The organism is Flintibacter sp., from assembly GCF_046973065.1.
In genome coordinates this window covers 18,210-41,152 of record NZ_JBKVXZ010000016.1, presented here as the reverse complement: position 1 = coordinate 41,152, position 22,943 = coordinate 18,210, and the positions used below count along the sequence as shown (strand labels likewise).

General features: G+C 57.1%; 23 protein-coding genes and 1 pseudogene. 13 read left to right on the top strand and 11 right to left on the bottom strand.

Annotated elements, in window-relative coordinates; genetic code table 11:
- Nucleotides 1-60: 60 nt before the first annotated feature.
- The 6 genes from ACLTXB_RS07950 (at nucleotide 61) to ACLTXB_RS07925 (ending at nucleotide 3,979) form a co-directional block, all read left to right on the top strand.
- Nucleotides 61-1,032: a lysine exporter LysO family protein gene (locus tag ACLTXB_RS07950; RefSeq protein WP_428226581.1), complete on the top strand. Its 972-nt coding sequence runs from the start codon at nucleotides 61-63 to the stop codon at nucleotides 1,030-1,032.
- Nucleotides 1,033-1,101: 69 nt separating this feature from the next.
- Complete coding sequence (locus tag ACLTXB_RS07945) at nucleotides 1,102-1,662, top strand: RNA polymerase sigma factor (protein ID WP_235397018.1); 561 nt, start codon at nucleotides 1,102-1,104, stop codon at nucleotides 1,660-1,662.
- Nucleotides 1,659-2,165: a hypothetical protein gene (locus ACLTXB_RS07940; RefSeq protein ID WP_428226580.1), complete on the top strand. Its 507-nt coding sequence runs from the start codon at nucleotides 1,659-1,661 to the stop codon at nucleotides 2,163-2,165. The genes ACLTXB_RS07945 and ACLTXB_RS07940 overlap by 4 nt, the downstream gene beginning before the upstream one ends.
- Nucleotides 2,166-2,288: 123 nt before the next feature.
- Nucleotides 2,289-2,771: an RNA polymerase sigma factor gene (locus ACLTXB_RS07935; RefSeq protein WP_428226579.1), complete on the top strand. Its 483-nt coding sequence runs from the start codon at nucleotides 2,289-2,291 to the stop codon at nucleotides 2,769-2,771.
- Nucleotides 2,768-3,457: a DUF4179 domain-containing protein gene (locus ACLTXB_RS07930; RefSeq protein WP_428226578.1), complete on the top strand. Its 690-nt coding sequence runs from the start codon at nucleotides 2,768-2,770 to the stop codon at nucleotides 3,455-3,457. The genes ACLTXB_RS07935 and ACLTXB_RS07930 overlap by 4 nt, the downstream gene beginning before the upstream one ends.
- 21 nt (nucleotides 3,458-3,478) lie before the next feature.
- On the top strand, nucleotides 3,479-3,979 hold the full coding sequence (locus tag ACLTXB_RS07925; RefSeq protein ID WP_428226577.1) for a hypothetical protein: 501 nt from the start codon (nucleotides 3,479-3,481) through the stop codon (nucleotides 3,977-3,979).
- 54 nt (nucleotides 3,980-4,033) lie between these two features.
- On the opposite strand, the gene ACLTXB_RS07920 is transcribed toward ACLTXB_RS07925, so the two are convergent.
- The 3 genes from ACLTXB_RS07920 to ACLTXB_RS07910 form a co-directional block, all read right to left on the bottom strand.
- Nucleotides 4,034-5,347, bottom strand: a complete 1,314-nt coding sequence (locus ACLTXB_RS07920) for an HlyC/CorC family transporter (RefSeq protein WP_428226576.1) — start codon at nucleotides 5,345-5,347, stop codon at nucleotides 4,034-4,036.
- A gap of 176 nt (nucleotides 5,348-5,523) precedes the next feature.
- Nucleotides 5,524-7,437: a molecular chaperone HtpG gene (gene htpG, locus ACLTXB_RS07915; RefSeq protein ID WP_428226575.1), complete on the bottom strand. Its 1,914-nt coding sequence runs from the start codon at nucleotides 7,435-7,437 to the stop codon at nucleotides 5,524-5,526.
- A 156-nt stretch (nucleotides 7,438-7,593) separates the two neighbouring features.
- The gene (locus ACLTXB_RS07910) at nucleotides 7,594-8,154 is read right to left on the bottom strand and encodes a prolyl-tRNA synthetase associated domain-containing protein (protein WP_428226574.1); all 561 of its coding nucleotides are present in this window, start codon (nucleotides 8,152-8,154) and stop codon (nucleotides 7,594-7,596) included.
- Nucleotides 8,155-8,279: 125 nt separating this feature from the next.
- Between ACLTXB_RS07910 and ACLTXB_RS07905 the strand changes: the two genes are divergently transcribed.
- Nucleotides 8,280-9,197 carry a CorA family divalent cation transporter gene (locus ACLTXB_RS07905; RefSeq protein WP_428226573.1) on the top strand — a complete coding sequence of 306 codons (918 nt, stop codon included), beginning with the start codon at nucleotides 8,280-8,282 and terminating at the stop codon, nucleotides 9,195-9,197.
- A gap of 151 nt (nucleotides 9,198-9,348) precedes the next feature.
- Here ACLTXB_RS07905 and ACLTXB_RS07900 read toward each other — a convergent pair whose 3' ends face one another.
- From ACLTXB_RS07900 to ACLTXB_RS07885, 4 genes are all read right to left on the bottom strand, one after another.
- Complete coding sequence (locus ACLTXB_RS07900) at nucleotides 9,349-10,707, bottom strand: PFL family protein (protein ID WP_428226572.1); 1,359 nt, start codon at nucleotides 10,705-10,707, stop codon at nucleotides 9,349-9,351.
- Between the two features lie 303 nt (nucleotides 10,708-11,010).
- Nucleotides 11,011-11,280, bottom strand: a complete 270-nt coding sequence (locus tag ACLTXB_RS07895) for an ACT domain-containing protein (protein ID WP_008981364.1) — start codon at nucleotides 11,278-11,280, stop codon at nucleotides 11,011-11,013.
- Between the two features lie 37 nt (nucleotides 11,281-11,317).
- Nucleotides 11,318-11,908, bottom strand: coding sequence for a 5'-deoxynucleotidase (yfbR, locus tag ACLTXB_RS07890; protein ID WP_428226571.1), 591 nt, complete (start codon nucleotides 11,906-11,908; stop codon nucleotides 11,318-11,320).
- A 123-nt stretch (nucleotides 11,909-12,031) separates the two neighbouring features.
- On the bottom strand, nucleotides 12,032-12,682 hold the full coding sequence (locus tag ACLTXB_RS07885; RefSeq protein ID WP_428226570.1) for a helix-turn-helix domain-containing protein: 651 nt from the start codon (nucleotides 12,680-12,682) through the stop codon (nucleotides 12,032-12,034).
- A 143-nt stretch (nucleotides 12,683-12,825) separates the two neighbouring features.
- Between ACLTXB_RS07885 and ACLTXB_RS07880 the strand changes: the two genes are divergently transcribed.
- The 3 genes from ACLTXB_RS07880 to ACLTXB_RS07870 all read left to right on the top strand — a co-directional run bounded on the left by ACLTXB_RS07880 (nucleotide 12,826) and on the right by ACLTXB_RS07870 (nucleotide 15,162).
- On the top strand, nucleotides 12,826-13,278 hold the full coding sequence (locus tag ACLTXB_RS07880) for a TetR/AcrR family transcriptional regulator (protein WP_428226569.1): 453 nt from the start codon (nucleotides 12,826-12,828) through the stop codon (nucleotides 13,276-13,278).
- Entirely contained in the window at nucleotides 13,221-13,439 is a 219-nt protein-coding gene (locus ACLTXB_RS07875; RefSeq protein WP_428226568.1) for a hypothetical protein, read from the top strand. The genes ACLTXB_RS07880 and ACLTXB_RS07875 overlap by 58 nt, the downstream gene beginning before the upstream one ends.
- 184 nt (nucleotides 13,440-13,623) lie before the next feature.
- Nucleotides 13,624-15,162 (top strand): sodium/proline symporter, encoded by a 1,539-nt coding sequence (locus tag ACLTXB_RS07870; protein WP_008981359.1) that lies wholly within the window; start codon nucleotides 13,624-13,626, stop codon nucleotides 15,160-15,162.
- A gap of 61 nt (nucleotides 15,163-15,223) precedes the next feature.
- Here the strand turns inward: ACLTXB_RS07870 and gdhA are convergent.
- The 3 genes and pseudogenes from gdhA to ACLTXB_RS07855 all read right to left on the bottom strand — a co-directional run bounded on the left by gdhA (nucleotide 15,224) and on the right by ACLTXB_RS07855 (nucleotide 18,629).
- A pseudogene (gene gdhA, locus ACLTXB_RS07865) lies at nucleotides 15,224-16,579 on the bottom strand (NADP-specific glutamate dehydrogenase).
- A gap of 447 nt (nucleotides 16,580-17,026) precedes the next feature.
- The gene (locus tag ACLTXB_RS07860; RefSeq protein WP_008981357.1) at nucleotides 17,027-17,731 is read right to left on the bottom strand and encodes a coenzyme F420-0:L-glutamate ligase; all 705 of its coding nucleotides are present in this window, start codon (nucleotides 17,729-17,731) and stop codon (nucleotides 17,027-17,029) included.
- Nucleotides 17,732-17,858: 127 nt separating this feature from the next.
- Nucleotides 17,859-18,629: a tRNA 2-thiocytidine biosynthesis TtcA family protein gene (locus ACLTXB_RS07855; RefSeq protein ID WP_428226567.1), complete on the bottom strand. Its 771-nt coding sequence runs from the start codon at nucleotides 18,627-18,629 to the stop codon at nucleotides 17,859-17,861.
- A 269-nt stretch (nucleotides 18,630-18,898) separates the two neighbouring features.
- Between ACLTXB_RS07855 and rplM the strand changes: the two genes are divergently transcribed.
- The 3 genes from rplM to ACLTXB_RS07840 all read left to right on the top strand — a co-directional run bounded on the left by rplM (nucleotide 18,899) and on the right by ACLTXB_RS07840 (nucleotide 21,024).
- Nucleotides 18,899-19,330, top strand: a complete 432-nt coding sequence (gene rplM / locus ACLTXB_RS07850) for a 50S ribosomal protein L13 (RefSeq protein WP_020989826.1) — start codon at nucleotides 18,899-18,901, stop codon at nucleotides 19,328-19,330.
- A gap of 17 nt (nucleotides 19,331-19,347) precedes the next feature.
- Entirely contained in the window at nucleotides 19,348-19,752 is a 405-nt protein-coding gene (gene rpsI / locus ACLTXB_RS07845) for a 30S ribosomal protein S9 (RefSeq protein ID WP_008981354.1), read from the top strand.
- A gap of 477 nt (nucleotides 19,753-20,229) precedes the next feature.
- Nucleotides 20,230-21,024: a ParA family protein gene (locus ACLTXB_RS07840; protein WP_428226566.1), complete on the top strand. Its 795-nt coding sequence runs from the start codon at nucleotides 20,230-20,232 to the stop codon at nucleotides 21,022-21,024.
- 579 nt (nucleotides 21,025-21,603) lie between these two features.
- On the opposite strand, the gene ACLTXB_RS07835 is transcribed toward ACLTXB_RS07840, so the two are convergent.
- Entirely contained in the window at nucleotides 21,604-22,815 is a 1,212-nt protein-coding gene (locus ACLTXB_RS07835) for an IS110 family transposase (protein WP_428226565.1), read from the bottom strand.
- Between the last annotated feature and the right edge of the window lie 128 nt (nucleotides 22,816-22,943).

Here is a 22,943-nt window from a genome sequence, read left to right as displayed (position 1 = left end):
ACGGCCGGAGGACGGTTCCCGCCCTCCGGCCTTTTTTGACTTCAAGGAGGTTTTTTCTTCATGCAGCAGATCACCGGCACCCTGGTCAGCTTGGCCACCTATTTAGCTCTGGTGGCCGCGGGCGCCTTTCTGGGGTCCCGCCCTGTACTCCGTTCCCGAACGCTCCCCTGGCTAGGCCGCTTTCAGACCGCCGCCCTGCTTCTGCTCATCTTCACTTTAGGTGCGGAGCTGGGCGCGAACAAGGAGATCGTGGCCTCTCTGGGCGTCATCGGCCTTAACGCCTTCCTCATCACGGCCGCCGCCATGGCGGGCAGCCTGCTGGCCGTACATATTCTGCGCAAGTATATTTTGAAGCTGGACAAACACGGGCAGCCGGCCGGTTCCGCTCAGACCCAGGAGAAACATGGAGAAAAGGTCAAGGTGGACCACACCCTCACCCTGCTCATTGTCTTCACTGTGGCGCTTGGCATGGTCCTGGGCCACTTTGTCCTGCCCGATGCCCTGGCCGTCCACTGCGGTCAGATCATCCAGCTCGGTCTGTACCTGCTGCTGTTCCTGGTAGGACTGGACCTGGGACGTCAGGAGGGCATGCTGTCCAGCGTGCGTCAGGCCGGCCTGCGGGTTGTTCTGGTACCGCTGGCGGTCATGGTTGGCACCTTTACAGTGACCGCCTTGGCAGGGCTACTGCTCCCCCTTGGTCCCAAGGATTGTGTGGCCGCCGCGGCCGGCTTTGGGTGGTACTCTCTGGCCCCCACCCTGCTGGCCCCCTACTCCCTCACCGTATCGGCCACCGCCTTTCTCTCCAACGTTCTGCATGAGCTGTTCGCCATTGTCCTTGCTCCCATGGTAGCTCAGCGATTTGGATATATCGAAACCGTGGCCCTTCCCGGCGCCGCCGCCATGGATACGGTGCTGCCCGTGGTGGTCAGCGCCACCGACCAGCGCATGGCCATCTATTCTTTCACCTCGGGGGTCATCCTCTCTTTGTCGGTCCCCCTGTTTATCCCCGCCATTATCGCCCTGCCCTTCTGAATTTTGCAACCATCCCCTTCCCTTTGCGTCTATATGGATAGAGAACCCATTGGAAGAAAGGAGACCGCCATGGAAGACCAGCAGATCATCCAGTTATATTGGGACCGGCGGGAGCAGGCCATCTGGGAAAGCGATCGGAAGTATGGCGCCTACTGCCGCTCCATCGCCCGGCGCATCCTGGCGGTGGAGGAGGACGCGGAGGAGTGCGTCAATGACACGTGGCTTCACGCCTGGAACGCCATGCCTCCCCAGCGTCCCAGTATTCTCTCCGCCTTTTTCGGGAAACTGGCCCGCAACCTGTCCTTAGACCGCTGGCGGCGCAACCGGGCAGCCAAGCGGGGCGGCAGTCAAGTGGAACTGGCCCTTCACGAACTGGGGGACTGCCTTCCCGCTCCCGGCGGGCCGGAGCAGGCTCTGGACGAGAAGGAGACGGGCCGGGTCATCTCTCAGTTTCTCCGCAGCCAGCCGGAGCTGGACCGGGCTCTGTTTATCCGCCGCTACTGGCATCTGGAGTCCATTGCCGCTCTGGCCCAGAGCTTCCATCTGCGGGAGAGCCAGGTCAAATCCCGGCTGTTCCGCACCCGTCAGCGGCTGAAAGCCGCTCTGGAACAGGAGGGGATCGCAGTATGAACGAGGAATTTCTGCTCCAGGCTGTGGGGCACATCGATGAGGACCTGATTGCTGAAGCGGAGGAATACCGCCCGGCCAAGCGGCCCTCCCTGCGCCGTCCCCTGGCTGGACTGGCCGCCTGCCTGGCGGTGGTATTCGGCCTGTACTGGGGGATGAATAACCTAGGCATGGGCAGTGCAAATAGCGGCAGCGGCAGCGCCGCAGGCGGTGAGTCCCAGCAAAATTCCAACTCCGGCATCACTGACAATTCCCAAGGCTCCGGCGGCGATGTTTGCCCGGCCATCTGGGTGGACGGGCAGCTCTACTGGTCCACCGGCCAGGCCATCTCCGGCGAAGTGGAGGAGAGCGCCATTCTGGGCACCACCACCTACACCGACGGCCTGCCCGACGAGGACGGTGAGGCCAATTTCAACCGGGAGGGAACCCTCTACGCCCGCACCGACGAGGGTATCGCGGTGGAGATTGACGGCGAGTGGGTGCTCTTCACCCCGGACGGACCATAAAAAAATGTGCAGAGAGGAAACCTCTCTGCACATTTTTTCTCTCTCGGAAAAGCTAAAAAGCGTTTATTCGGGTCACATTTTTGCTATTTGAGTTGTATTAAGGGTGAAAGGAGGCAGAGGAACATGATTGAATGGAACGCTCCCCAACAGGCGGAGCGCTTTGTAACGGTCTATGCCGACCCAATTCTTCGACTGTGTCTATCCTATTCCCTAAGCCGGGAGGACGCCCAAGACATCTGCCAGGACGTCTTTCTTAAGCTGCTGGAACGAAAACAGCAATTTGAAAACGCAGATCATGAGCGGGCCTTCATCCTGCGCATGGCCATCAACGCCTGCAAAAATTGTTTAAAATGCGCGGGACGGCGGCGGGTGGTACCCATGGACCAGGCCGAGCGGGTAGCAGCTCCGGAGGAACACAGCGAAGACCTGATGGAGCTTATCCGAGCACTGCCGGAGCACTACGGCGCAGTGGTATATCTCTTCTACTATGAGGGATACAGCTTGGATGAAATCGCCAAACTATGCAGCTGCACCCCAGCCACTGCCCGAAAACGGCTTAGCCGAAGCAGGAATTTGCTGAGAAAGGAGCTGCAGTTGGTCTTATGAGCAAATTTACCCAGGATTTTTCCCATATTGAATTTACACAGGATGAAAAGGCCGCGCTGGCCCAGCGTTTACAGCAGGCAGCGGAGCAGGAGGAAACTATGACAGACAACACCAAGAAAAAAGTGCGAAACGTAAGCCGGGGCATGGTAGTGGGTCTTGCCGCTGCCGCGATCCTGACGGTAGGCGCTCTGGCGGCCGTACTGAACCCCACTTGGGGCAGGCTGTTCTCCTTCCAGTCCTCCGAGGAGCAGGAACTGCTGGAAAAGCTGACCTATGAGATTGGAGAGACGAAGACAGTGGACGGCTGGGAAATTACCCTAAGCCGGTGCGCTGGGGATAACACCATGCTCTATATCTGGATGGATATGAAGGCTCCGGATAGCTTTGTCTATGAGCCCCCAGAGGATTACCTGGACTTGCAGGCAAACTGGGACCTGATGGTAAACGGCGTCCAACAGAATGGCGGCAGCGGAATATCTAACATCACCTGGGACCAGGCGACGAGAACCCTCACCTATTGCTCCGGATGGCCCACCCAAAATTCAGTCGCAGGTAAAGTAGCTGATATTGTTCTGGAACCTCTTAGTTGGGACGGTTGGAACCAAGAATCGGAGGAATGGGTCAAACTCCCCCTTTGGGAAGGCGATGTGGTATTTGAGGATGTGAAGCTGGACTATCCAGATTAGACCATCCGCCTGACCCCCAATGTGGAGGTTCCCTATCTGGATGGCACCGCTACCCTAACCAAACTGGAGTTTTCCCCTTTCCGGGCCTTTGCTCGGGTGGATGGAGGTTCCTGTTATTTTCATCACCACTACTGGGTAAAAGAAGAGAATGTTCCATCTCAAAAGCAAGGAACTACGGTCACCTCGGATGAAGGGGACTTTACCGTCACGGCTGGAGATTCCAATGTAGGGGGACTTAAACGCGATGGTTACCGGCTGGCCTATGGAACGATTGATTGTTGGAGCAGTCTAACGGTGGAATTCCACATGAAGGACGGAACTGTCGTTATACCACGAAGTGCGGTGCTATCCGAATGTCAGGACGGCTTTGACACAGAGGGCCATGTCTATGCTGGGGAGTGCTATGTGGAGCGGAGGATGGAATATGAGGCAACACCAATCTATGGTATGCCTGACCGGATCATCGACCCCACCCAGGTGGACTATGTGACCGTCTGCGGGGTGGATATTCCCATAGACTGACCGCTGCCTGACGGATAAAAAAATGTGCAGAGAGGAAACCTCTCTGCACATTTTTTATTTCTCTCGGGACTCTTTGGATTTATTCTCTTTGTCCCGTTTGTCTCTGGACTTGCTCTCTTTTTCCTCCGGCTCCTCCAGGACCCGGACTTGAATTTCCAGCACCCGGCGGTGCTCCACCTGGGTGACGGTGACGTCCAGACCCTCAGCCTGGAAGTGGTCGCCCACCTCGGGCACCCGGCCTACCTGCTCCATGACCCAGCCGGACACGGTGGCCGCGTCGCAGCTGCCCTTCACCTGGAACAGGTCGTACATATCGTCCAGATCGGCAGAGCAGGCGATGAGATAGCTGCCGTCCGGCTGCTTCTGGAAGGTCTCGATGACCTCGTCATGCTCATCCCAGATCTCGCCCACCAGCTCCTCCACGATGTCCTCCAGGGTGGCGATACCCTCGGTGCCGCCGTACTCATCCACCACTACGGCCATGTGGGCCTTGTTCTTCTGGAGGATGCGCAGCAGCTCGGAGATCTTGGTGTTTCCGGTGGTGTAAAGGACAGGCGCCTTCAGATTGGTCAGGTCGGTCTCACCGCGATAGCGGGCAGCGTAAAAGTCCTTCTCATGGATGACGCCGATAATATTGTCAATGCTGTCGTGATAAATAGGCAGACGGGAGTAGCCGCTCTCCACAAACAGGGAGGCCGCCTCCTCCATGGTGGCGTCGTCCTCCACCGCCACCAGGTCCACCCGGGGAGTGAGGATCTCGGACACCTCCAGGTCGTTAAACTCGATGGCATTGCGGATCAGATCGCTCTCGTGCTGATCCAGACCGCCCTCGTTCTCCGCCTGGTCCACCATGCCCACCAGTTCTTCTTCGGTAATACCGTCCTCTCCACTGTTGCGGAACACCAGGGACAGCAGGCGCTTCCACTGGGCAAACAGGAAGTTAAGCGGAGTGAGGATCAGTACGAGCACCCGCAGGAGAGGGGCCGAAAACATCGCAAAGGCCTCCGGGTGTTCCTTGGCCAGGCTCTTGGGGGAAACCTCGCCGAAAATCAGGATCACAATGGTGAGCACCGTGGCGGACACCGTGGGACCCCGCACATCGTCGATGAGCTTGATAAAGAGCACCGCGCCGATGGTGGTGGCCACGTTGTTGACGATGTTGTTGCCAATAAGGATGGTAGACAAAAGCTTGTCATAGTCCTCTGCCAGGTCCAGGGTACGCTGGGCTCTCCGGTCCCCGTTGTCCGCCCGGTTTTTCAGGCGGATGCGGTTGAGAGAGGTAAAGGCTGTCTCGGTGGCGGAAAAATAGGCGGACATCATCACAAGAAAAATCAGGGCGGCAATCATGCCTATACTGGTACTGTCCATGTTGGACACATCAACTCCACTTTCTCAATAAATTTTTTGCGCTGGTTAGTAATGTACTATATCATAGTTTTCCCAGGATTGCAAACAGCATATCCAACGGATTTTCCAGGATTTCTGCCGATTTTCTATCAGAAAACGCGGTGTGCATACCAGCACACCGCGTTTTCGTCCGTTTCTTACACCATCAGGCTGCAAACCAGCTGGGCGTATTCTGCAGGGTCTTCCAAGGGCAGCTCTGCCAGCAGCAGAGCCTGACCGTAGAGCAGCTTGGAGTACTTCTCCACCGTCTCCTTGTCGCCCTCGTCCACCGCTTTCTTCAGAGCAGCATAAGGAGCGGAGTCGGCGTTGAGCTCCAGCACCCGCTCGGCCTTCATGTGCTCGCCGCCCTCCAGCTTGCGCATGTAGCGCTCCATCTCCAGAGAGACAGGGCCGTCAGCGGACAGGCACACCGCGCCGGTTTTGAGGATCTTGGAGATCCGCACCTCCTTGACCTTGTCGCCCAGCACTTCCTTCACGGCCTCCAGCACGGGCTTGCCGGCCTCGGCCTTCTCCTCGGACTCCTTCTTCTCCTCCTCGGTCTGAGGCAGAGCGTCCTCGGCGGTGGCGGACTTGAACTTCTTGCCGTCGATCTCGCCCAGAGCCTGCATGACAAAGTCGTCCACGTCCTCGGTACAGTAGAGGATCTCGTAGCCCTTGTCCAGGATGCGCTCCACCTGGGGCAGCTTGGCGATCTTGTCCACGCTCTCGCCGCAGGCGTAGTAGTAATAAGGCTGATCCTCCGGCATCCGGTCCTTATAGGCGGCCAGGGTGGTGTTCTTGCCCTCCTTGGAGGACCAGAACAGCAGCAGATCCTGGAGCATCTCCTTGTGGGCGCCGTACTCGGCCACCACGCCGTACTTGATCTGGTTGCCGAAGGCGGCCCAGAACTTCTCGTACTTCTCGGGCTCCTCCTTCTGCATCTTCAGCAGCTCGGCCTTGATCTTCTTCTCCAGGGCCTTGGCAATGACGGAGAGCTGACGGGTGTGCTGGAGGACCTCACGGCTGATGTTCAGGGAGAAGTCGGCGGAGTCCACCACGCCCTTGACAAAGCGGAAGTAGTCGGACAGCAGGTCGGCGCACTTGTCCATGATGAGCACGCCGGAGGAGTAGAGCTGCAGACCCTTCTGGTACTCCCGGGTGTAGAAGTCATAGGGGGCCTTCTCGGGGATATAGAGCAGGGCCTTATAGGTCACCGCGCCTTCGGCGCTGGTGTGGATAACGGCCAGGGGGTCCTGCCAGTCCATGAACTTCTCTTTGTAGAAGTTGTTGTACTCCTCGGGCTTGACCTGAGCCTTGGGACGCTGCCACAGGGGCACCATGGAGTTGATGGTCTTCCACTCCTTCACGGTCTCCCACTCGGGCTTATAGTCCTCGCCGGCGTCGGCGGGCTTCTCCTTCTGGCGGTAGTCCTCCACCTCCATGACGATGGGGTAGCGGATATAATCGGAGTACTTTTTGATGAGTTCCTGTAATTTATAGGTTTCAAGATACTGATCGTAGTTCTCATCTTCCACATTGGCCTTGATGTGCATGATGACATCGGTACCTACGGTGTCCTTCTCGCACTCGGTGACGGTATAACCGTCGGCCCCGTCGGACTGCCACATATAAGCCTGGTCACTGCCGTAGGCCTTGGAGATGACGGTGACGTGGTCGGCCACCATAAAGGCGGAGTAGAAGCCCACGCCGAACTGGCCGATGACGTCGATGTCCTCGGGCTTGTCCTCCTTGGCCAGGTCCTGCTTGAACTGGAAGGAGCCGCTCTTGGCGATGGTACCCAGGTTGCTCTCCAGGTCCTCCTTGCTCATGCCCACGCCGTTATCAGAGACGGTGAGGGTGCGCATCTCCTTGTCGGGGACAATGGTGATTTTCAGCTCGCTGCGGTCCACAGGCACCTGGTCATCGGTGAGAGCCTTATAGGCCAGCTTGTCTTCCGCATCGCTGGCGTTGGAAATGAGCTCCCGCAGGAAGATTTCCTTGTGAGTGTAGATGGAGTTGACCATCAGGTCCAGCAGGCGCTTGGATTCTGCCTTAAACTGTTTCTTTGCCATGATAATTGACGCCTCCATATATGAAAGTAGTTGTAAACAAAAAAATCGTTAGCACTCATTTTCTATGAGTGCTAACGATATGATAGCGCAGTCCCGATCAAATTGCAAGGGAGTTCATAATTTTTTTACACTTTCCCTCTTAGAGTGCCAATTTTCTTACTCCTCCATAGTGCGGGGATCAGGCAGGTCGATGTAGGTAGGCTCATGGCCCACCGCCTGGACATACTTGAGCAGCTCCTCCTTCTTCAGGCGGATGGTGGAGGTGGAGATACCGGGGTGACCGGAGATGTACTCGTCGTTCATGAGATCCCGGTCAATCACCAGTCGCACCTTGTTCTCCTTGTCAAACAGCAGCTCCAGGGCGGAGACGGAGCCGGGAATGGTGGACAGGTAGTCCCGCATGTGGTTCTCGTCAGCAAAGGAGAGGCGGGAGCATCCCAGCTGAGCGGAGAGGAACTTGGTCTTAAACGGTTTGTCTCCCGGCATCATCAGCAGGTAAAACTCCGTCTGCTGCCGGTTGCAGAGGAACAGATTCTTGCAGATCTTGGCTCCCAGGATGGACTCGATTTTCAGGCAGTCCTCCATGGTGTCGGCGTGGTCGTGATCTACCCGGGCAAATTCAATCCCCAGTTCCTCCAGTTTATCGTAGACGGCCTCCTCCTGGGGGATGCGCTGGTCGGAGGGACGGCCAGTGTGGCAGACAGGATCAATATACATGGAACACACTCCTTTATCCACATTTTGTCTCATCATAGCACAGAAAAACCCAGCCAGACAAGTCCCACTTGCGGGATTTCTTCCCCGGGATTACAATGAAGAAAACCCATTGGCAGGAGGCTGCTATGAAGATCTATCGTATTGGTCAGACGCTGGCTGCACTGGAACAGATGCCCGAAACCGGTGAAGGTACTCTGGTACTGCTCACCTCAGAAGAGCTGGACAAATGTACCTCTCTGCCGGGACTGGAGGGTACTCTGCATCACACCCCGCTGGCCCGGGACGCCCGAGGCTGCAAGGGTGAGTGGCGGCGGGGCTGTCTGTGCGGAACAGTAACTACGCCCCGGCACACCCGCACCGGAAATCCCATCGCCTTCGGCTATTTGCTCACGGGAACCCAGGTGGTACTGTGCGATGACAGTGGGGCGGCCCACACCCTGGTACAGCGGCTGGTGCGGGAAAAGCGGAACGTACAGGGCAGTGCCGGACGCTTTTTTTACGAATTTTTCACGCTTTTAATGGCTAAGGACTCCCGCCACCTGGAGAGCCTGGAGGACCGGCTGGTGGAGCTGGAGGAAGGGGTAATGGAAGGAAGCCTGGAGCACTTCAACCACCCCATGAACGACCTGCGCAAAGAGGTATTGGGCTGGATGCGGTACTACGGGCAGCTCAACAACTTGTTCCGTGCCCTGGAAGAGGATCCAGACGGGTTGTTCCCCTTGGGTGAGGCTCGGCTGCTGCGTCTGCTGGAGCAGCGCACCGGACGGCTGCGTGAGGAAGCCCAGCTGCTGCGGGAATACTGTCTTCAGGTGCGGGAGCTGTTCCAGGCGGAAATTGACATCCGGCAAAACCGGATCATGAAGATCCTCACCATTGTGACCACCATTTTTCTGCCGCTGTCCCTGGTGGCCGGTTGGTACGGAATGAACTTTGTGGGCATGCCGGAGCTGGGGTGGAAATACGGTTATCCGGCGGTTATTATCGTGAGCGTACTGGTGGTACTCATCAGCCTGTGGATCATGAAGAAGAAAAAATTCTGGTAAGAAAAGAGAATGCCGCCTGGGAGCACTCTGCGCTCCCAGGCGGCTGTTTGTCTTTTGTATCTGCTTTTCCCAGGCGTGCTGAGCAGAACCAACGAAGCAAAACGCAGTTTTGCAGGAAGTTCTTTGCCCAGCTTTCTTTCAAGAAAGCTGGTTAATTCTTGAGGCTCTGCATGGGAGCAGGGATGCGGCCGCCGCGGTCCACAAAGGCCTTGGCGGAGAAGGGGTGGACGGGCTGTACAGGGGCAGAACCCAGCAGACCGCCAAACTCCACCATGTCGCCCACCTTCTTGCCGGGGGCAGGGATGAGACGCACGGCAGTGGTCTTGGAGTTGACCATACCGATGGCCGCCTCGTCGGCAATGATGGCGGAGATGGTCTCGGCGGGGGTGTCACCGGGGATAGCGATCATGTCCAGACCCACGGAGCACACGCAGGTCATGGCCTCCAGCTTGTCCAGAGTCAGAGCGCCGGAAGAGGCGGCGGCAATCATGCCCTCGTCCTCGCTGACCGGGATGAAAGCGCCGCTCAGGCCACCCACGTGGGAGGAGGCCATGACGCCGCCCTTCTTCACCGCGTCGTTCAAGAGGGCCAGAGCCGCGGTGGTACCGTGGGTGCCGCAGACCTCCAGGCCCATCTCCTCCAGGATACGGGCCACACTGTCGCCGATGGCGGGGGTGGGAGCCAAGCTGAGGTCCACAATGCCGAAGGGGGTATCCAGGCGGCGGGAGGCCTCCTGGGCCACCAGCTGACCCATGCGGGTAATGCGGAAAGCGGTCTTCTTGATGGTCTCAGCCACCACGTCGAAGGGCTGACCCTTCACGCTCTGGAGGGCGTGGTACACCACGCCGGGTCCAGAAACGCCCACGTTGATGACCCGCTCCGGCTCGCCCACGCCGTGGAAGGCGCCGGCCATGAAGGGGTTATCCTCCACGGCGTTGCAGAACACCACCAGCTTGGCGCAGCCGAAGCCGCCCTGGTCGGCGGTGCGCTGGGCCAGATCCTTGATGGTGCGGCCCATGAGGGCCACAGCGTCCATGTCGATGCCCGCCTTGGTGGAGCCCACATTGACGCTGGAGCACACCAGATCGGTGGTGGACAGGGCCTCGGGGATGGAGGCGATGAGATTGCGGTCGGCCTGGGTCATGCCCTTCTGCACCAGAGCAGAGAAGCCGCCGATAAAGTTGACTCCGGTGGTCTTGGCAGCTTTGTCCAGAGCCACGGCGAAGGGGGCGTAGTTGTCGGTATCTGCCGCGGCGGCTACCAGGGCGATGGGAGTGACGGAGATGCGCTTATTGACGATGGGAATGCCGAACTCCTTCTCGATGGCCTCGCCGGTGGCCACCAGATTCTCGGCATAGCGGGTGATCTTATCATAGATAGCGTCGCAGGCGGCCTTGGGGTCGCTGCGGGCGCAGGAGAGCAGGGAAATTCCCATGGTGATGGTGCGCACATCCAGATGCTGCTGGTCGATCATCTGGATCGTCTGCATAATTTCATTTTGATTGAGCATGGTTGTCCTCCTAAAAGGTGGGATATGTCTGATATCACGCTGCGGCGGCTGCGCGACGCACGGCTTCCCTCCATCTCAGGCTCGAAACAGTCGTCTCCAGCGACTTGGTTTCTCGCCCTCGCTTCGGTCCATCCGCGCTGCTCCGCACGCCTATGCGCTTCGTGTTATCACGCTACGGATTGAGCACACGGCCGGGTCGACAACTCCGCCGACTTCGGGCAGACCCGGCTCCGCTTACAGCGGTTCCTGGGCTCTGCCCATCCGCTCTGGAGTCTGTCTCCCCTGTGTGCCTATCCTCCGCGCTTAAATTCTATGCATAGCATTAAAAATATCTTCTCTCTGAATACGGATGGACAGAGCCCGCTCCTTGCCTGCCTGGTCCAGCAGGTCGGACAGCTCGCCGATGGACAACTGGCAGGCGGAAGTATCCACCAGCATGACCATGGTGAAGTAGTCCTGCAGAATGGTCTGGCTGATGTCCAGGATGTTAATGTTGTGCTGGGCCAGCAGAGAACACACGGCGGCAGTGATGCCCACCTGGTCCTTGCCGATGACAGTGACAATGGCTTTCATAGTCTCGAATCCTTTCCTTATATATAGATATTATGGATCAACGATTTACGCTGTCTTGCAGCTCATCCAGGGTGAGCTCAAAGCCGGGGAGAAACTCCTCCATAAAGTATTGCAGGGCTGGCAGGGTATTTTCCTCCAGAGCGGCCAAGGTCTGTTCCTTTGCCTTCTTAAACTCGTTGTTGCCTGCCTTCAGCTCCTCCACACACTTGAGATAGGCAGAGAGCTTATCCGCCGCCTTGACCAGGGCGCGCACCTCCGGGTCAGGGATGGTAAGCACCTCGTCGTAGGCTCCCCTCAGGTCGGGAGGCAGCATACTCAGCAGCTTCTGCTCCGCCACCGCCTCCACCGCCTTATAGGCCGACTGGATATCCGGGTTGTCGTACTTGATTGGGGTGGGCATATCGCCGGTGAGGATCTCGCTGGCGTCGTGGTAGAGGGCAGCCACCGCCACTGTACCCGGGTCCACCTGTCCGCCGAACTTTTCATTGTGGATAACGGCCAGAGCGTGGGCCAGAACGGCCACCATGTGGGAATGCTCCTGGATATTCTCAGGATCGGTGTTGCGCATGAGTCCCCAGCGGTTAATGTACCGCATACGGGTGATCATGGGAAAAAAGTGGTAGGCCACAGTCCCGCCCCCTTTCAAAGATGAAAATCATTCTATCACAAGGGAAAAGAGATGTAAACCGTCGGGCCGGGCAGAATCCGGTTGACGGAGGCAGAAAAATTGGGGATAATGAAAAAGAGCCGCTCAAGGCAGCTCTTTTTCTTGTTTTTTCTTTCTCCAGGCCCGCCAGGTAAAGACCATCAGCACCAGGGTCAGCAGACCCCGGACCACCGAGATGGATACACCCAGCTGGGTGGCATAGTACCAGTGTTCCGGGTAGCAGGCAAGGAACATCCGCACTCCGCCGATCAGTCCCCAGGGGGTGACGGAGGTATGGGGGTTGAGCACCAACAGGCTCAGCGCAACACATGTCCACCCCAACGCGATCCACGGGTGTTTCTTTGCCAGCAGCAGGGGCAGGCCCAGCACCAACAGCGCCACTCCCACCAGAGGCAGTGCCCCGCCGTAGGCCAGCCCCAGCAGGGTGAGGGCTCCTCCCGCCGCCAGCAGGCAAATCCCCAGCTTTTGGGCCGCCGTCCACTCCCGCTTCTCCTTTACATAGACCACCTTGGCCTCTGGCTGAGGCGGCTGAGGCCGTTCCCCCTCCCGCACCAGTTCATCCACGCTCACCCCAAACAGGTCAGCCAACTTGATGATCTTCTCCAGGTCGGGCACCGACTGGCCCGTCTCCCACTTGCTCACGCTCTGCCGGGATACCTCCAACTTTGCCGCCAGATCCTCCTGGGACAGCCCTTTCCCAGTGCGCAGCGTGCAGATTTTTTCTCCCAGAGTCAAAGGTCCTCCCCTCCTTTCTTTGCCCCTATTATAAAGGAAGGACCCGCTCCGGGCAACCAAGTCCCCTTGGAATGGGCCGCAACCAACGGTTGCACCCCACATTTTCACTCTATTTTACTCCATATTGGAAGGGAGCGCTCCCCATGGCCAAGAAAAACAACCGGGATACCAAGGGCCGCATCATCGAGGCGGCCTGGAGCCTCTTCTACCGTCAGGGCTACGACGACACCACGGTGGAGGAGATCATCCAGGAGTCGGGCACCTCCCGCGGCTCCTTCTACCACTACTTTGAGGGCAAAGACGCCCTGCTCTCCTCCCTGTCCTACCTCTTTGACCGGAAGTATGAGGAGCTCTCCCCCACCCTGGACCCCCAGCAGGACCGCTTTGACCAGCTGATGTACTTGAACCGGGAGCTATTCATCATGATCGAAAACTCCATCTCCCTGGATCTGCTGGCCCGGCTCTACTCCTCCCAACTGGTGACCCGGGGCGAGAAGCACCTGCTGGACCACAACCGCACCTATTATAAATTTATAAATTGCTGCGGCAGATCATGGCCCAGGGCCAGCAGAGAGGGGAGCTGCGCAGTGACGTGACGGTGAGCGAGCTGGTGCGGGTATACGCCCTTTGTGAGCGGGCGCTCATCTATGACTGGTGCCTGTCCGGCGGCGGCTACTCCCTGCCCCAGTACAGCCAGACCATGCTGCCCCTGTTCTTTGGCGGCTTTCGGCGCACATCGTCTACCAACACTCCTTAAAAGCGTATTTTATATTTTCATTGATTTTCAAGGATTTTGTCGGAATACACAAGAATGGTGTATAGAATTTATTCTATACACCATTCTGCATTTTACTCCGGCTTTTTTTATGCTATAATGTCCCCATTGCCGTTCCGAAGTGTGTGCGGAAGGGCAGGTAAGTGAAACAAAAGGAGAGTTCTGCATGACAAGCGCACAGATGTTTATCACCGCGACCATTATCCTCTACCTCTGTTTTGTCATCTGCACCGGCGTGCTGATCGGCCGCCGGAGCAAGAAAAGCGCCGAAGGGTTTTATCTGGGCGGCCGCGGCATCGGCCCTCTGGTCACCGCCATGAGCGCCGAGGCCAGCGACATGTCCTCCTGGCTGCTGATGGGCCTGCCCGGCGTGGCCTACCTCAGCGGCGTGGCTGACGCCAGCTGGACTGCCATTGGTCTGGCTCTGGGCACCTATCTCAACTTCCTGCTGGTGGCCAAACGCATCCGCCGTTACAGCGTGCAGCTGGACGCCATCACCATCCCCTCTTTCATCTCCAAGCGCTATCAGGAGAAGCGGCCCATCATTATGTGCATCGCCTCCCTCATTATTCTCATCTTCTTCGTCCCCTATGTGGCCTCTGGCCTGGCCGCCATCGGCAAGCTGTTCAACAGCCTGTTTGGCTGGAACTACATGCTGGCTGTCATCATCGGCGCCCTGGTCATCATCAGCTACACCTCGGTGGGCGGCTTCTCCGCTGTGGCCACCATGGACCTCATCCAGTCCATCATTATGACCGTGGCTCTGGTGGTCATCACCGTGTTCAGCATCAACCAGGCGGGCGGCGTGGACGCCGTGGTGGAGAACGCCAAGTCTATGGACGGATACCTCAGCTTCTTCCAGACCTACGACCCGGTTGCCGGTTCCGCCAAACCCTACCCCGCTATCAACATCTTCTCCATGCTGGCCTGGGGCCTGGGCTACTTCGGCATGCCCCACATTCTGGTGCGCTTTATGGCCATCCGGGATGAGAAGGAGCTGACCCTGTCCCGCCGCATTGCTGCGGTGTGGGTGGTCATCTCCATGACGGTGGCCGTGTGCATCGGCATGATTGGCAACAGCGTCTCCAAAGCCGGCCACATCCCCACCCTGGAAGGCAGCGCCTCCGAAACTATCATCGTCCAGATCGCCAACCTGCTCTCTACCTATGGCTGGCTGGCCGCCATTGTCGCCGGTCTCATTCTGGCCGGTATCCTGGCCGCTACCATGTCCACCGCCGACTCCCAGCTGCTGGCAGCCTCCTCCGCATTCTCGGAGAACCTGCTCCAGGACGTCTTCGGCATGAAACTTACTCCCAAGCAGACCATGCTGGTGGCCCGGGGCACCGTTATCTGCATCGCCATTATTGCGGTCTTCCTGGCCTCTGACCCCAACAGCAGCGTCTTTGCCATCGTCTCCTTCGCGTGGGCCGGTTTCGGCGCCACCTTCGGTCCCGCCATTTTGTGCGCTCTGTTCTGGAAGCGGAGTAACCGCCAGGGCATTTTGGCCGGCCTTGTGGTGGGCGGTGTGATGGTCTTTGTGTGGAAGTTCCTCATCGCCCCGATGGGCGGCGCTCTGGCTATCTACGAGCTGCTGCCTGCCTTCCTCAGCGCGCTGATCGCCATTGTGGTGGTCTCTCTACTCACCCCCAAGCCCGACGCCTCTGTGCTGGCCCTGTTTGACCAGTCCAAGCAGAGCGCGGAATAAATCATCTCCGTACAAAAGGAACCCCCGTGCTGCAAGCACGGGGGTTCCTTTTCTATTCCAATCAGAAGGACACGCCCTGCCAGATCATTGCCTGGCATACCTTTTCAAAGCCGGCGATGTTGGCGCCCATCACCAGGTTGCCCGGCGCACCGTAGTCCTTGGCGGCCTGGTCGATGTTGTGATAGATGTTCACCATGATCTTCTTCAGGTGCTCATCCACTTCCTCAAAGCTCCAGGGCATACGATACGCATGGAGTTCTGGCTCATCTCCAGACCGGAGACCGCCACGCCGCCGGCGTTGGCCGCCTTGGCGGGACCAAAGAGGATGCCGTTGTCCTGGAGATACTTGGTAGCCTCCAGGGTGGTGGGCATGTTGGCGCCCTCGGCCACGGCGATACAGCCGTTCTCCTTCAGCGCCCGGGCGCCCTCGATGGGCAAGCTCGTTCTGGGTGGCGCAGGGAAGGGCGATGTCACAGGGGACAGTCCAGATGCCTCTGGGGTCTTCCACATATTTGGCGGTGGGCACATAGTCCACATAGGTCTTGATGCGGTCCCGCTTGACCTCCTTGATGAGCTGGATGGTGCGGTAGTCGATACCGTTCTCATCCACGATATAGCCGTTGGAGTCGCTCATGGCCACCACCTTGGCTCCCAACTGGGTGGCCTTCTGGTTTGCGTAGGTGGCCACGTTGCCGGAGCCGGAGATCACCACCCGCTTGCCCTGGAAGGAGGTATTGCGCTCGTGGAGCATCTCCTGGGTGAAGTAGCACAGGCCGAAGCCGGTGGCCTCGGGGCGGGCCAGGGAGCCGCCGGAGTTGGGGTCCTTGCCGGTGAGCACGCCGCTGAACTCGTTGCGAATGCGCTTATACTGGCCGAACATATAGCCGATCTCCCGGCTGCCCACGCCCATGTCACCGGCGGGTACGTCGGTATCGGGGCCGATATGGCGCTGCAGCTCGATCATAAAGGACTGGCAGAAACGCATGATCTCGTTGTTGCTCTTGCCCTTGGGATCAAAGTCGGAGCCGCCCTTGCCGCCGCCCATGGGCAGGCCGGTCAGGGAGTTTTTGAAGATCTGCTCAAAGCCCAGGAACTTGATGACCGACAGGTTCACGCTGGGGTGGAAGCGCAGGCCGCCCTTGGAGGGTCCGATGGAGGTGGAGAACTGCACCCGGTAGCCCCGGTTGACCTGGATCTTGCCCCGGTCGTCCACCCAGGACACCCGGAACAGCAGGCTGCGCTCCGGCTCCACCAGGCGCTCAATAATGCCCATCTCCTCCAGCTCGGGGCGGCGCTCAAACACCGGCTCCAGCGAGGTCAAGACCTCCTGCACTGCCTGCAGAAATTCCTTCTGATCGGCGTAACGTCCAGCCAGGTCCTGGTATACACGGTTCAGATATGCATTCTTGATCGCCATAGTGATTCCTCCCTTAATGAAAACCGACGCCGTCCAACACACCTTCCGGCCCGTCGGCGCTTGGTTGTTTGTGGTTCCAGATTATAGCACCCGGTTTTTTGTTTTGCAAGTTTACTCATTTTATCTTGCATTTTCATAAATTTCAGGGTTTTGCTGCGCTTTTCCGGTTTTAATATTCTTCTTTTTCATGTTTTGTATGCTTTTATTGAATGTCCGAAAATTATTTTCTTCCTCCTTTTGGAAGTTTTCTTCGCATCCGCCAAATTTCCGCGTCTGATGGACAAATGTATTTGTGTATTTTTAACACAGTAAAGGGGGAAAGTCGCCTGCAACCCCTTTCCCATCCCCTGAATCTACGCCCATTATGGCCGTTTTAGAACTAAAATTCCCCCGGAAGGCAAAAAAATTCCCCGCCGCTGGTGCGGCAGGGAAAAAGAGATCTCTTGATCAGGCTTTGCGAATGATGCCCATGGGGGTAGACTCGCTGGACTGGCCCAGGGGGTTGTCCCCCAGGATCTTGGCGATCTGGTCCATGGAGGGCTCCTTCTCGGAGAAGCCCAGGATGTTGGCGCCCAGGTCGTTGATGTCCACAATGGCCACCGGGTGGCCCAGAGCGGCAGCCAGCTTCTTGGAGGTGCCCATGGGGTCGTCAGGGGTAAGGACTACGTAGTGGTCATAGGGAGGGATGGTCCCCTCGGTGGGACCGTCAATGCCCCGGGCCTTAGGACCGGCTACGATGTAGAACCAGCCCTTCTGGCGCAAAATCTTACCGATCACACTGCAGAAAGCGGCAAACAGGATGCGGGGGGTACCGCACTCCTGGAGAGCCATCTCCATGGTCTCAGGGATGCCCAGGCCGATACCGGCAGGGGTCTTGGTGACGTAGCGGCTGAGGGTGACGGCCAGCTTGCGGGGCTTGATGTCCTCCATGGGGATGGCGCGGCTCTGGGTGCAGGCCACCGCCTTCTCGGAAATAAACAGGATGTCGCCGGGCTGCATCTGCTCCTTGGCATAGCGGCACACCACGTCCTCCATCTTGTCCGCCTTGGTGATGAGGTGGGTTTTGATGGGGATGCGCTGGTAGTCCACTCCGTCCACGGTACGGATCAGCTGCTTGCCCGGATTGGCGCTGTAAACGGTCTCTTCGCTCATATCAATTCGACTCCTCTCAGGCGGGAGAACCCCCGCGCTGTATCAAAGTATTGTTCCACGTTCCGTCACATTATAGCACCCTATTTTCATGGATTCCAGCAAAAACGGGAATTTTCTTCGGTCATTTTTACTGAAAATCCTCCGGTTCCTCGGGCAGAGGCCGTCTGCGGTGCTCCACGGGACCCCAGGCAGGCAGGGGCAGGCGCTGCATGGCCCCAAAGGCCCGGGACTTCAAACCCGGATAGCGGCCGTTGAGCTCGTAGATCAGCTCCTTGATCTCCTGGCGCTTGGTGTTGCCGTTGGCGGGACAGGGATTTTCCACCACAGGCAGGGCCAGCCGCTGGGCGGTGTGGCGCACCATCTGCTCCCCGCAGTAGAGCATGGGGCGGATCTGGGTGATGCCCATGCGGTCCAGCCAGGTCACCGGCTGGAAACAGGACAGGCGCCCTTCAAAGATAAGGGACATAAAGAGAGTCTCCACCGCGTCGTCATAGTGGTGCCCCAGGGCGATCTTGGTGATCCCCCGCTCCTTCATGGCGTTGTGCAGGGCGCCACGGCGCATTTTGGCGCACATGGAGCAGGGGTTCTTCTCCTTGCGCACATCAAAGATAATATGGTGGATCTCGCTGGGAATCAGGGTATAGGGAACGCCCAGCTCCTGGCAGTAGCGGGCCACAGGGGTAAAGTCCATACCCGGACGGCCGTCGGCGTGGCCCATATCTAAGGTGATGGCCTCCACCTCGAAGGGAATGGGGTAAAATTCCCGCAGCTTAGCCAGGGCGGTAAGCAGCATCAGGGAGTCCTTTCCCCCGGAAACACCCACCGCCACCCGGTCATTGGGGGCGATCATCTCATAGTCCTCCACACAGCGTCGGACCAGGGATAGAATACGGTTCATTTCTGTCTCCTTCCGGGCAAAACAGCCCCGTTTCACAACATTTCCCGCAAAACAATTTAAAAATTGAACGTGAGATATCAAGAGATATCAGGAGATTTCGTGAGAATGCGAGAGATTTTTGAAACTCAGTAAAAAATGGTCAAAAAAGTCGTTGACACTTGACCGCCCAAATACTATAATACAAAACGCTCCGCTTGTACAGTGGAGCCCAAGATTTTATTCCAAACACCGTGGTTCAACATAAGCACACGAAAATGGAGGTTTCACCTATGTCCACTTTTATGGCCAACAAGGGGAACATCGAGCGTAAGTGGTATATCCTGGACGCCGCGAACAAGCCCCTGGGCAAGACCGCTGCCGCCGCCGCCACCCTGCTGCGGGGCAAGCACAAGCCTGAGTTCACTCCCAACGCCGACTGCGGCGACTTCGTCATCGTCATCAACGCTGACAAGGCCGTGCTGACCGGCAAGAAGCTGGATCAGAAGTACTATCGCCGTCACTCCGGCTGGGTCGGCGGTCTGAAGGAAGTCAAGTACCGCACCCTGATGAGCGAGCGCCCCGAGCTGGCCATGAAGCTGGCTGTGAAGGGTATGCTGCCCAAGAACTCCCTGTCCAACAGTGCCCTGACCCGCCTGAAGATCTATCGCGGCGGCGAGCATGAGCACGCTGCCCAGAAGCCCGAGCTCTGGGACGCTCAGTAATCAGGAGGTAGACGATCATGTATCAGAGCAAGAAGCCCTATTTCTATGGCACCGGCCGTCGGAAGTCCTCCGTGGCCCGTGTTCACCTGTTCCCCAACGGCACCGGCTCCATCACCATCAACGGCCGTGACATCGACGAGTACTTTGGTCTGGAGACCCTGAAGCTGCTGGTCCGTCAGCCCCTGGCTACCACCGACACCCTGGGCAAGATGGATATCGTTGCTACCGTCACCGGCGGCGGCGTGACCGGCCAGGCCGGCGCTATCCGTCACGGTGTGGCCCGCGCCCTGCTGCTGGCCAACGAGGAGTACCGTCCCGCCCTGAAGGCTGCCGGTCTGCTCACCCGCGATCCTCGTATGAAGGAGCGTAAGAAATACGGTCTCAAGGCAGCTCGTCGCGCGCCTCAGTTCAGCAAGAGATAATCTGCTGTTCAAACCGTATCAAAATGGTTCAAAAACCCCGGAAAATCAAGGTTTTCCGGGGTTTTACTATATCTAAACGGGCTGATATGGTTTGACCAAATTTGGCAAATCGAGAGCCGTTTTCACCCAATTTTTAGTGGTTAAATATAGGACAACCGGCAAAAATGGGGGTAAAAAAAGGGGTTAGTGGTTAAATTATAGGACAACCGAGAGCCGATTTTGGGGGTGTTTTGGAGGTGCTTTTCAGCCTGCCTTCCCCTCGTTTTGGGCTGTGGCAGTTTGGCATAGTTTGACCTAATTTGAATAATTGAATATGAATTTGATATAGCACTCAGTATAAAATGACTGGGTGCTTTTTTCATTTCAGGAACTCGTATTCCGGCGATAGAAAGAGCCGTCACTTCACTTTTAATTTTGGAGTGGCGGCTTTTTCTATTTCCAGAAGCAACAGCAACAATTAGAAATGAGGTGAAGTCAATGAACACGCAAATCATCGCCATCGCCAACCAGAAGGGCGGCGTTGGCAAAACCACCACCTGTGCCAATCTTGGAATCGGTTTGGCACAGGCCGGAAAGAAAGTCCTGCTGATCGACGGAGACCCACAAGGGAGCCTAACCATCAGCCTGGGCAATCCCCAACCGGACAAGCTGCCCTTTACGCTGTCGGACGCTATGGGGCGTATCCTGATGGATGAGCCGCTTCGTCCCGGTGAGGGTATCCTGCACCACCCGGAGGGTGTAGACCTGATGCCTGCGGACATCCAGTTATCCGGTATGGAAGTATCTCTGGTAAATGCCATGAGCCGTGAGACTATCTTGCGGCAATATCTGGACACGCTGAAGGGGCAATACTCCCATATCCTCATCGACTGCCAGCCCTCCCTGGGGATGCTCACAGTCAATGCGCTGGCCGCTGCGAACAGGATCATAATTCCCGTTCAGGCGGAGTATCTGCCCGCCAAAGGGCTGGAACAGCTGCTCTCCACGGTAAACAAGGTAAAGCGGCAGATCAACCCCAAGCTCCAGATAGACGGTATCCTGCTGACGATGGTGGACAGCCGAACCAACTTTGCCAAAGAGATCTCCGCGCTCCTGCGGGAGACCTATGGCAGCAAGATCAAAGTATTCGGCACAGAGATCCCCCATTCTGTCCGGGCTAAGGAAATCAGCGCCGAGGGAAAAAGCATTTTTGCCCATGATCCCGGCGGCAAGGTGGCTGAGGGATACAAAAATCTGACGAAGTCTGCAAATAAAAAGTCAATAGGGAGATGAAGAAAAATTGAGGCGGGAAAAGGGCATAGCAAAAGCGGCCAGCGGGTAGAGTGCGCTGGCCGGATAGGAAAATATGTAGCCGAGGGAGTTATTTCTGAGGCAGGATGATAGTTGCTTTGGAGAAGTCTTTCCAATCCAAGCATTGTCCGCAGCGATCACAGTAAGGTTGGTATTCCCGTTCGAGGGTTCTCCCGCATTGAGGGCAGACTGGGAAACCAGTAAGGCCGCAGATGGAGTGAAAACAACGAATTTGAGCCACTGACATTGGCTTGCGGAAAGACATTTCTCTCCAGATGTCTGAGGAGATCAGAAAGTCATTTGGCGTCAGAGCAAACCCAACGCAGAGTTTTTCCAAGGTTAGAATTGTTGGGGCGGTTTTGCCTCTGGCAATGTCGCCAAAGTACCTGGAACTGAGGTCGCATCGTTCTGAGGCGGCTTCATAGCTGAGTCTTCGAGTATCACATAATTTGAGGATGGAGGTGGATAAATTGTCTAAAAACATCTTAATCGCTCTCTTTCTGTCATAAGATGTTTTTAGCGTAAATGCAGTATCGTTCTCCAACAAGGAAGGATGCTTCCTTAATTTCCCTCCAAAGATGCCAGGTATTCTTTTACTCTGCCATAGTAGATGCGCAGGAACTTGTTGGCGCCGGCTGTCATGTAGACCAGATAGGGTTTGCCCTCAGCTCGTTTCTTGTCCATGAAACGGTACACCGGGTCATCCTGAGGCATGGTTTTCAAAAGGCAGTCCATGACCAGAAACAAGGCGCGGCGCAGCTCAGGCGGCCCGCTTTTGGAAACCCTTGTGCTCTTAGCCTCGTGAGTGCCGGACTGGTCAGCGCCAGGGTCAACACCCGCGAAAGCGGTAATGGCGTTTCGGTGGGTAAACCGGGTCACATCCCCGAGCTCCGCCATAAGCTGAGGGCCAAGAGAATCGCCTACGCCGTGCATGGCCATGACGACGGGATATTCCGGGAGCTGCGCTGCCAGGGCCTGCATTTCAGCCTTGAGCCGTTCCAGAGAGGCAGAGATAGCGTTCAGCGCATCAATGGCCTGCCGGACCATGGTTTTGGTCAGGGCGTCCCTGGGGAGCATGGCGATCAGGTCCTGTGCTCCGGCGTGGACCTCAACGGCTTTGCTCTGGCTGAAGTTGTAGCCATGCCGTTTACACCACTTGCGGTAACGCTCGGCAAAGGCAGTGAGGCTCATGTTCCGCACGCAGTCTACATGCCAAAAGGTCGTGGCAAAGTCCACCCACTTCTGCGACCCATCCTCACGGACGGGGCTGTCAAAGAGGGTGTTGACACCGGGATAGGTCTGGTCAAGAAGGGCGATGAGGTTATTTTTCATCATCGTCTTGGTCTTGGAGTACAGACTCTGCTGCCGGTTCAGTGTTTTCAGTTGCATTCGAATCGTATCCATGGGTGTATGTTGGCGCAATTCTGCCCAGTTGTCAAGCCCATAGCGGGCAATCTTGCGGGAATCCGCCTTGTCTGTTTTCACTTTGCGCAGGGTGTTATTTCCGTAGTCCTTGATGAGCTTCGGATTGACTGCACTGACGAAGACGCCCTCATCATGAAGAAAGCGGGCTACTGGCTCATAGTACCGTCCGGTGTGCTCCATGACTACCCGTGTCTCACCGTCCAGGCTTTTCAAGTAGTCTGCCAGCTCCTTGAGTTCACTGCCGGTGTGACCAATAGAAAATGGTTTTGCTACCACTTCTCCAAAAGGGCGGAGAACGGATACCATGCTCTTTCCTTTGGAAACATCAATCCCTACAACATTATTCATATTGATCGCTCCTCATCATGGATTTGTTTTGGCGACCAGCCATTCCACCATTGCCGATCCAATCTATTTGATGACACGGGCGCACCAAGGAGGTGGCTCAACCTGCATAAATCGAACGCTGCGAATGA

What these genes read in the sequence shown, in the direction of transcription:
- ACLTXB_RS07950 (WP_428226581.1), top strand. Translation starts at nt 61, where the DNA reads ATGCAGCAGATCACCGGCACCCTGGTCAGCTTGGCCACCTATTTAGCT.
- ACLTXB_RS07945 (WP_235397018.1), top strand. Translation starts at nt 1,102, where the DNA reads ATGGAAGACCAGCAGATCATCCAGTTATATTGGGACCGGCGGGAGCAG.
- ACLTXB_RS07940 (WP_428226580.1), top strand. Translation starts at nt 1,659, where the DNA reads ATGAACGAGGAATTTCTGCTCCAGGCTGTGGGGCACATCGATGAGGAC.
- ACLTXB_RS07935 (WP_428226579.1), top strand. Translation starts at nt 2,289, where the DNA reads ATGATTGAATGGAACGCTCCCCAACAGGCGGAGCGCTTTGTAACGGTC.
- ACLTXB_RS07930 (WP_428226578.1), top strand. Translation starts at nt 2,768, where the DNA reads ATGAGCAAATTTACCCAGGATTTTTCCCATATTGAATTTACACAGGAT.
- ACLTXB_RS07920 (WP_428226576.1), bottom strand. Translation starts at nt 5,347, where the DNA reads ATGGACAGTACCAGTATAGGCATGATTGCCGCCCTGATTTTTCTTGTG.
- htpG (WP_428226575.1), bottom strand. Translation starts at nt 7,437, where the DNA reads ATGGCAAAGAAACAGTTTAAGGCAGAATCCAAGCGCCTGCTGGACCTG.
- ACLTXB_RS07910 (WP_428226574.1), bottom strand. Translation starts at nt 8,154, where the DNA reads ATGTATATTGATCCTGTCTGCCACACTGGCCGTCCCTCCGACCAGCGC.
- ACLTXB_RS07905 (WP_428226573.1), top strand. Translation starts at nt 8,280, where the DNA reads ATGAAGATCTATCGTATTGGTCAGACGCTGGCTGCACTGGAACAGATG.
- ACLTXB_RS07900 (WP_428226572.1), bottom strand. Translation starts at nt 10,707, where the DNA reads ATGCTCAATCAAAATGAAATTATGCAGACGATCCAGATGATCGACCAG.
- ACLTXB_RS07895 (WP_008981364.1), bottom strand. Translation starts at nt 11,280, where the DNA reads ATGAAAGCCATTGTCACTGTCATCGGCAAGGACCAGGTGGGCATCACT.
- ACLTXB_RS07880 (WP_428226569.1), top strand. Translation starts at nt 12,826, where the DNA reads ATGGCCAAGAAAAACAACCGGGATACCAAGGGCCGCATCATCGAGGCG.
- ACLTXB_RS07870 (WP_008981359.1), top strand. Translation starts at nt 13,624, where the DNA reads ATGACAAGCGCACAGATGTTTATCACCGCGACCATTATCCTCTACCTC.
- ACLTXB_RS07860 (WP_008981357.1), bottom strand. Translation starts at nt 17,731, where the DNA reads ATGAGCGAAGAGACCGTTTACAGCGCCAATCCGGGCAAGCAGCTGATC.
- ACLTXB_RS07855 (WP_428226567.1), bottom strand. Translation starts at nt 18,629, where the DNA reads ATGAACCGTATTCTATCCCTGGTCCGACGCTGTGTGGAGGACTATGAG.
- rplM (WP_020989826.1), top strand. Translation starts at nt 18,899, where the DNA reads ATGTCCACTTTTATGGCCAACAAGGGGAACATCGAGCGTAAGTGGTAT.
- rpsI (WP_008981354.1), top strand. Translation starts at nt 19,348, where the DNA reads ATGTATCAGAGCAAGAAGCCCTATTTCTATGGCACCGGCCGTCGGAAG.
- ACLTXB_RS07840 (WP_428226566.1), top strand. Translation starts at nt 20,230, where the DNA reads ATGAACACGCAAATCATCGCCATCGCCAACCAGAAGGGCGGCGTTGGC.
- ACLTXB_RS07835 (WP_428226565.1), bottom strand. Translation starts at nt 22,815, where the DNA reads ATGAATAATGTTGTAGGGATTGATGTTTCCAAAGGAAAGAGCATGGTA.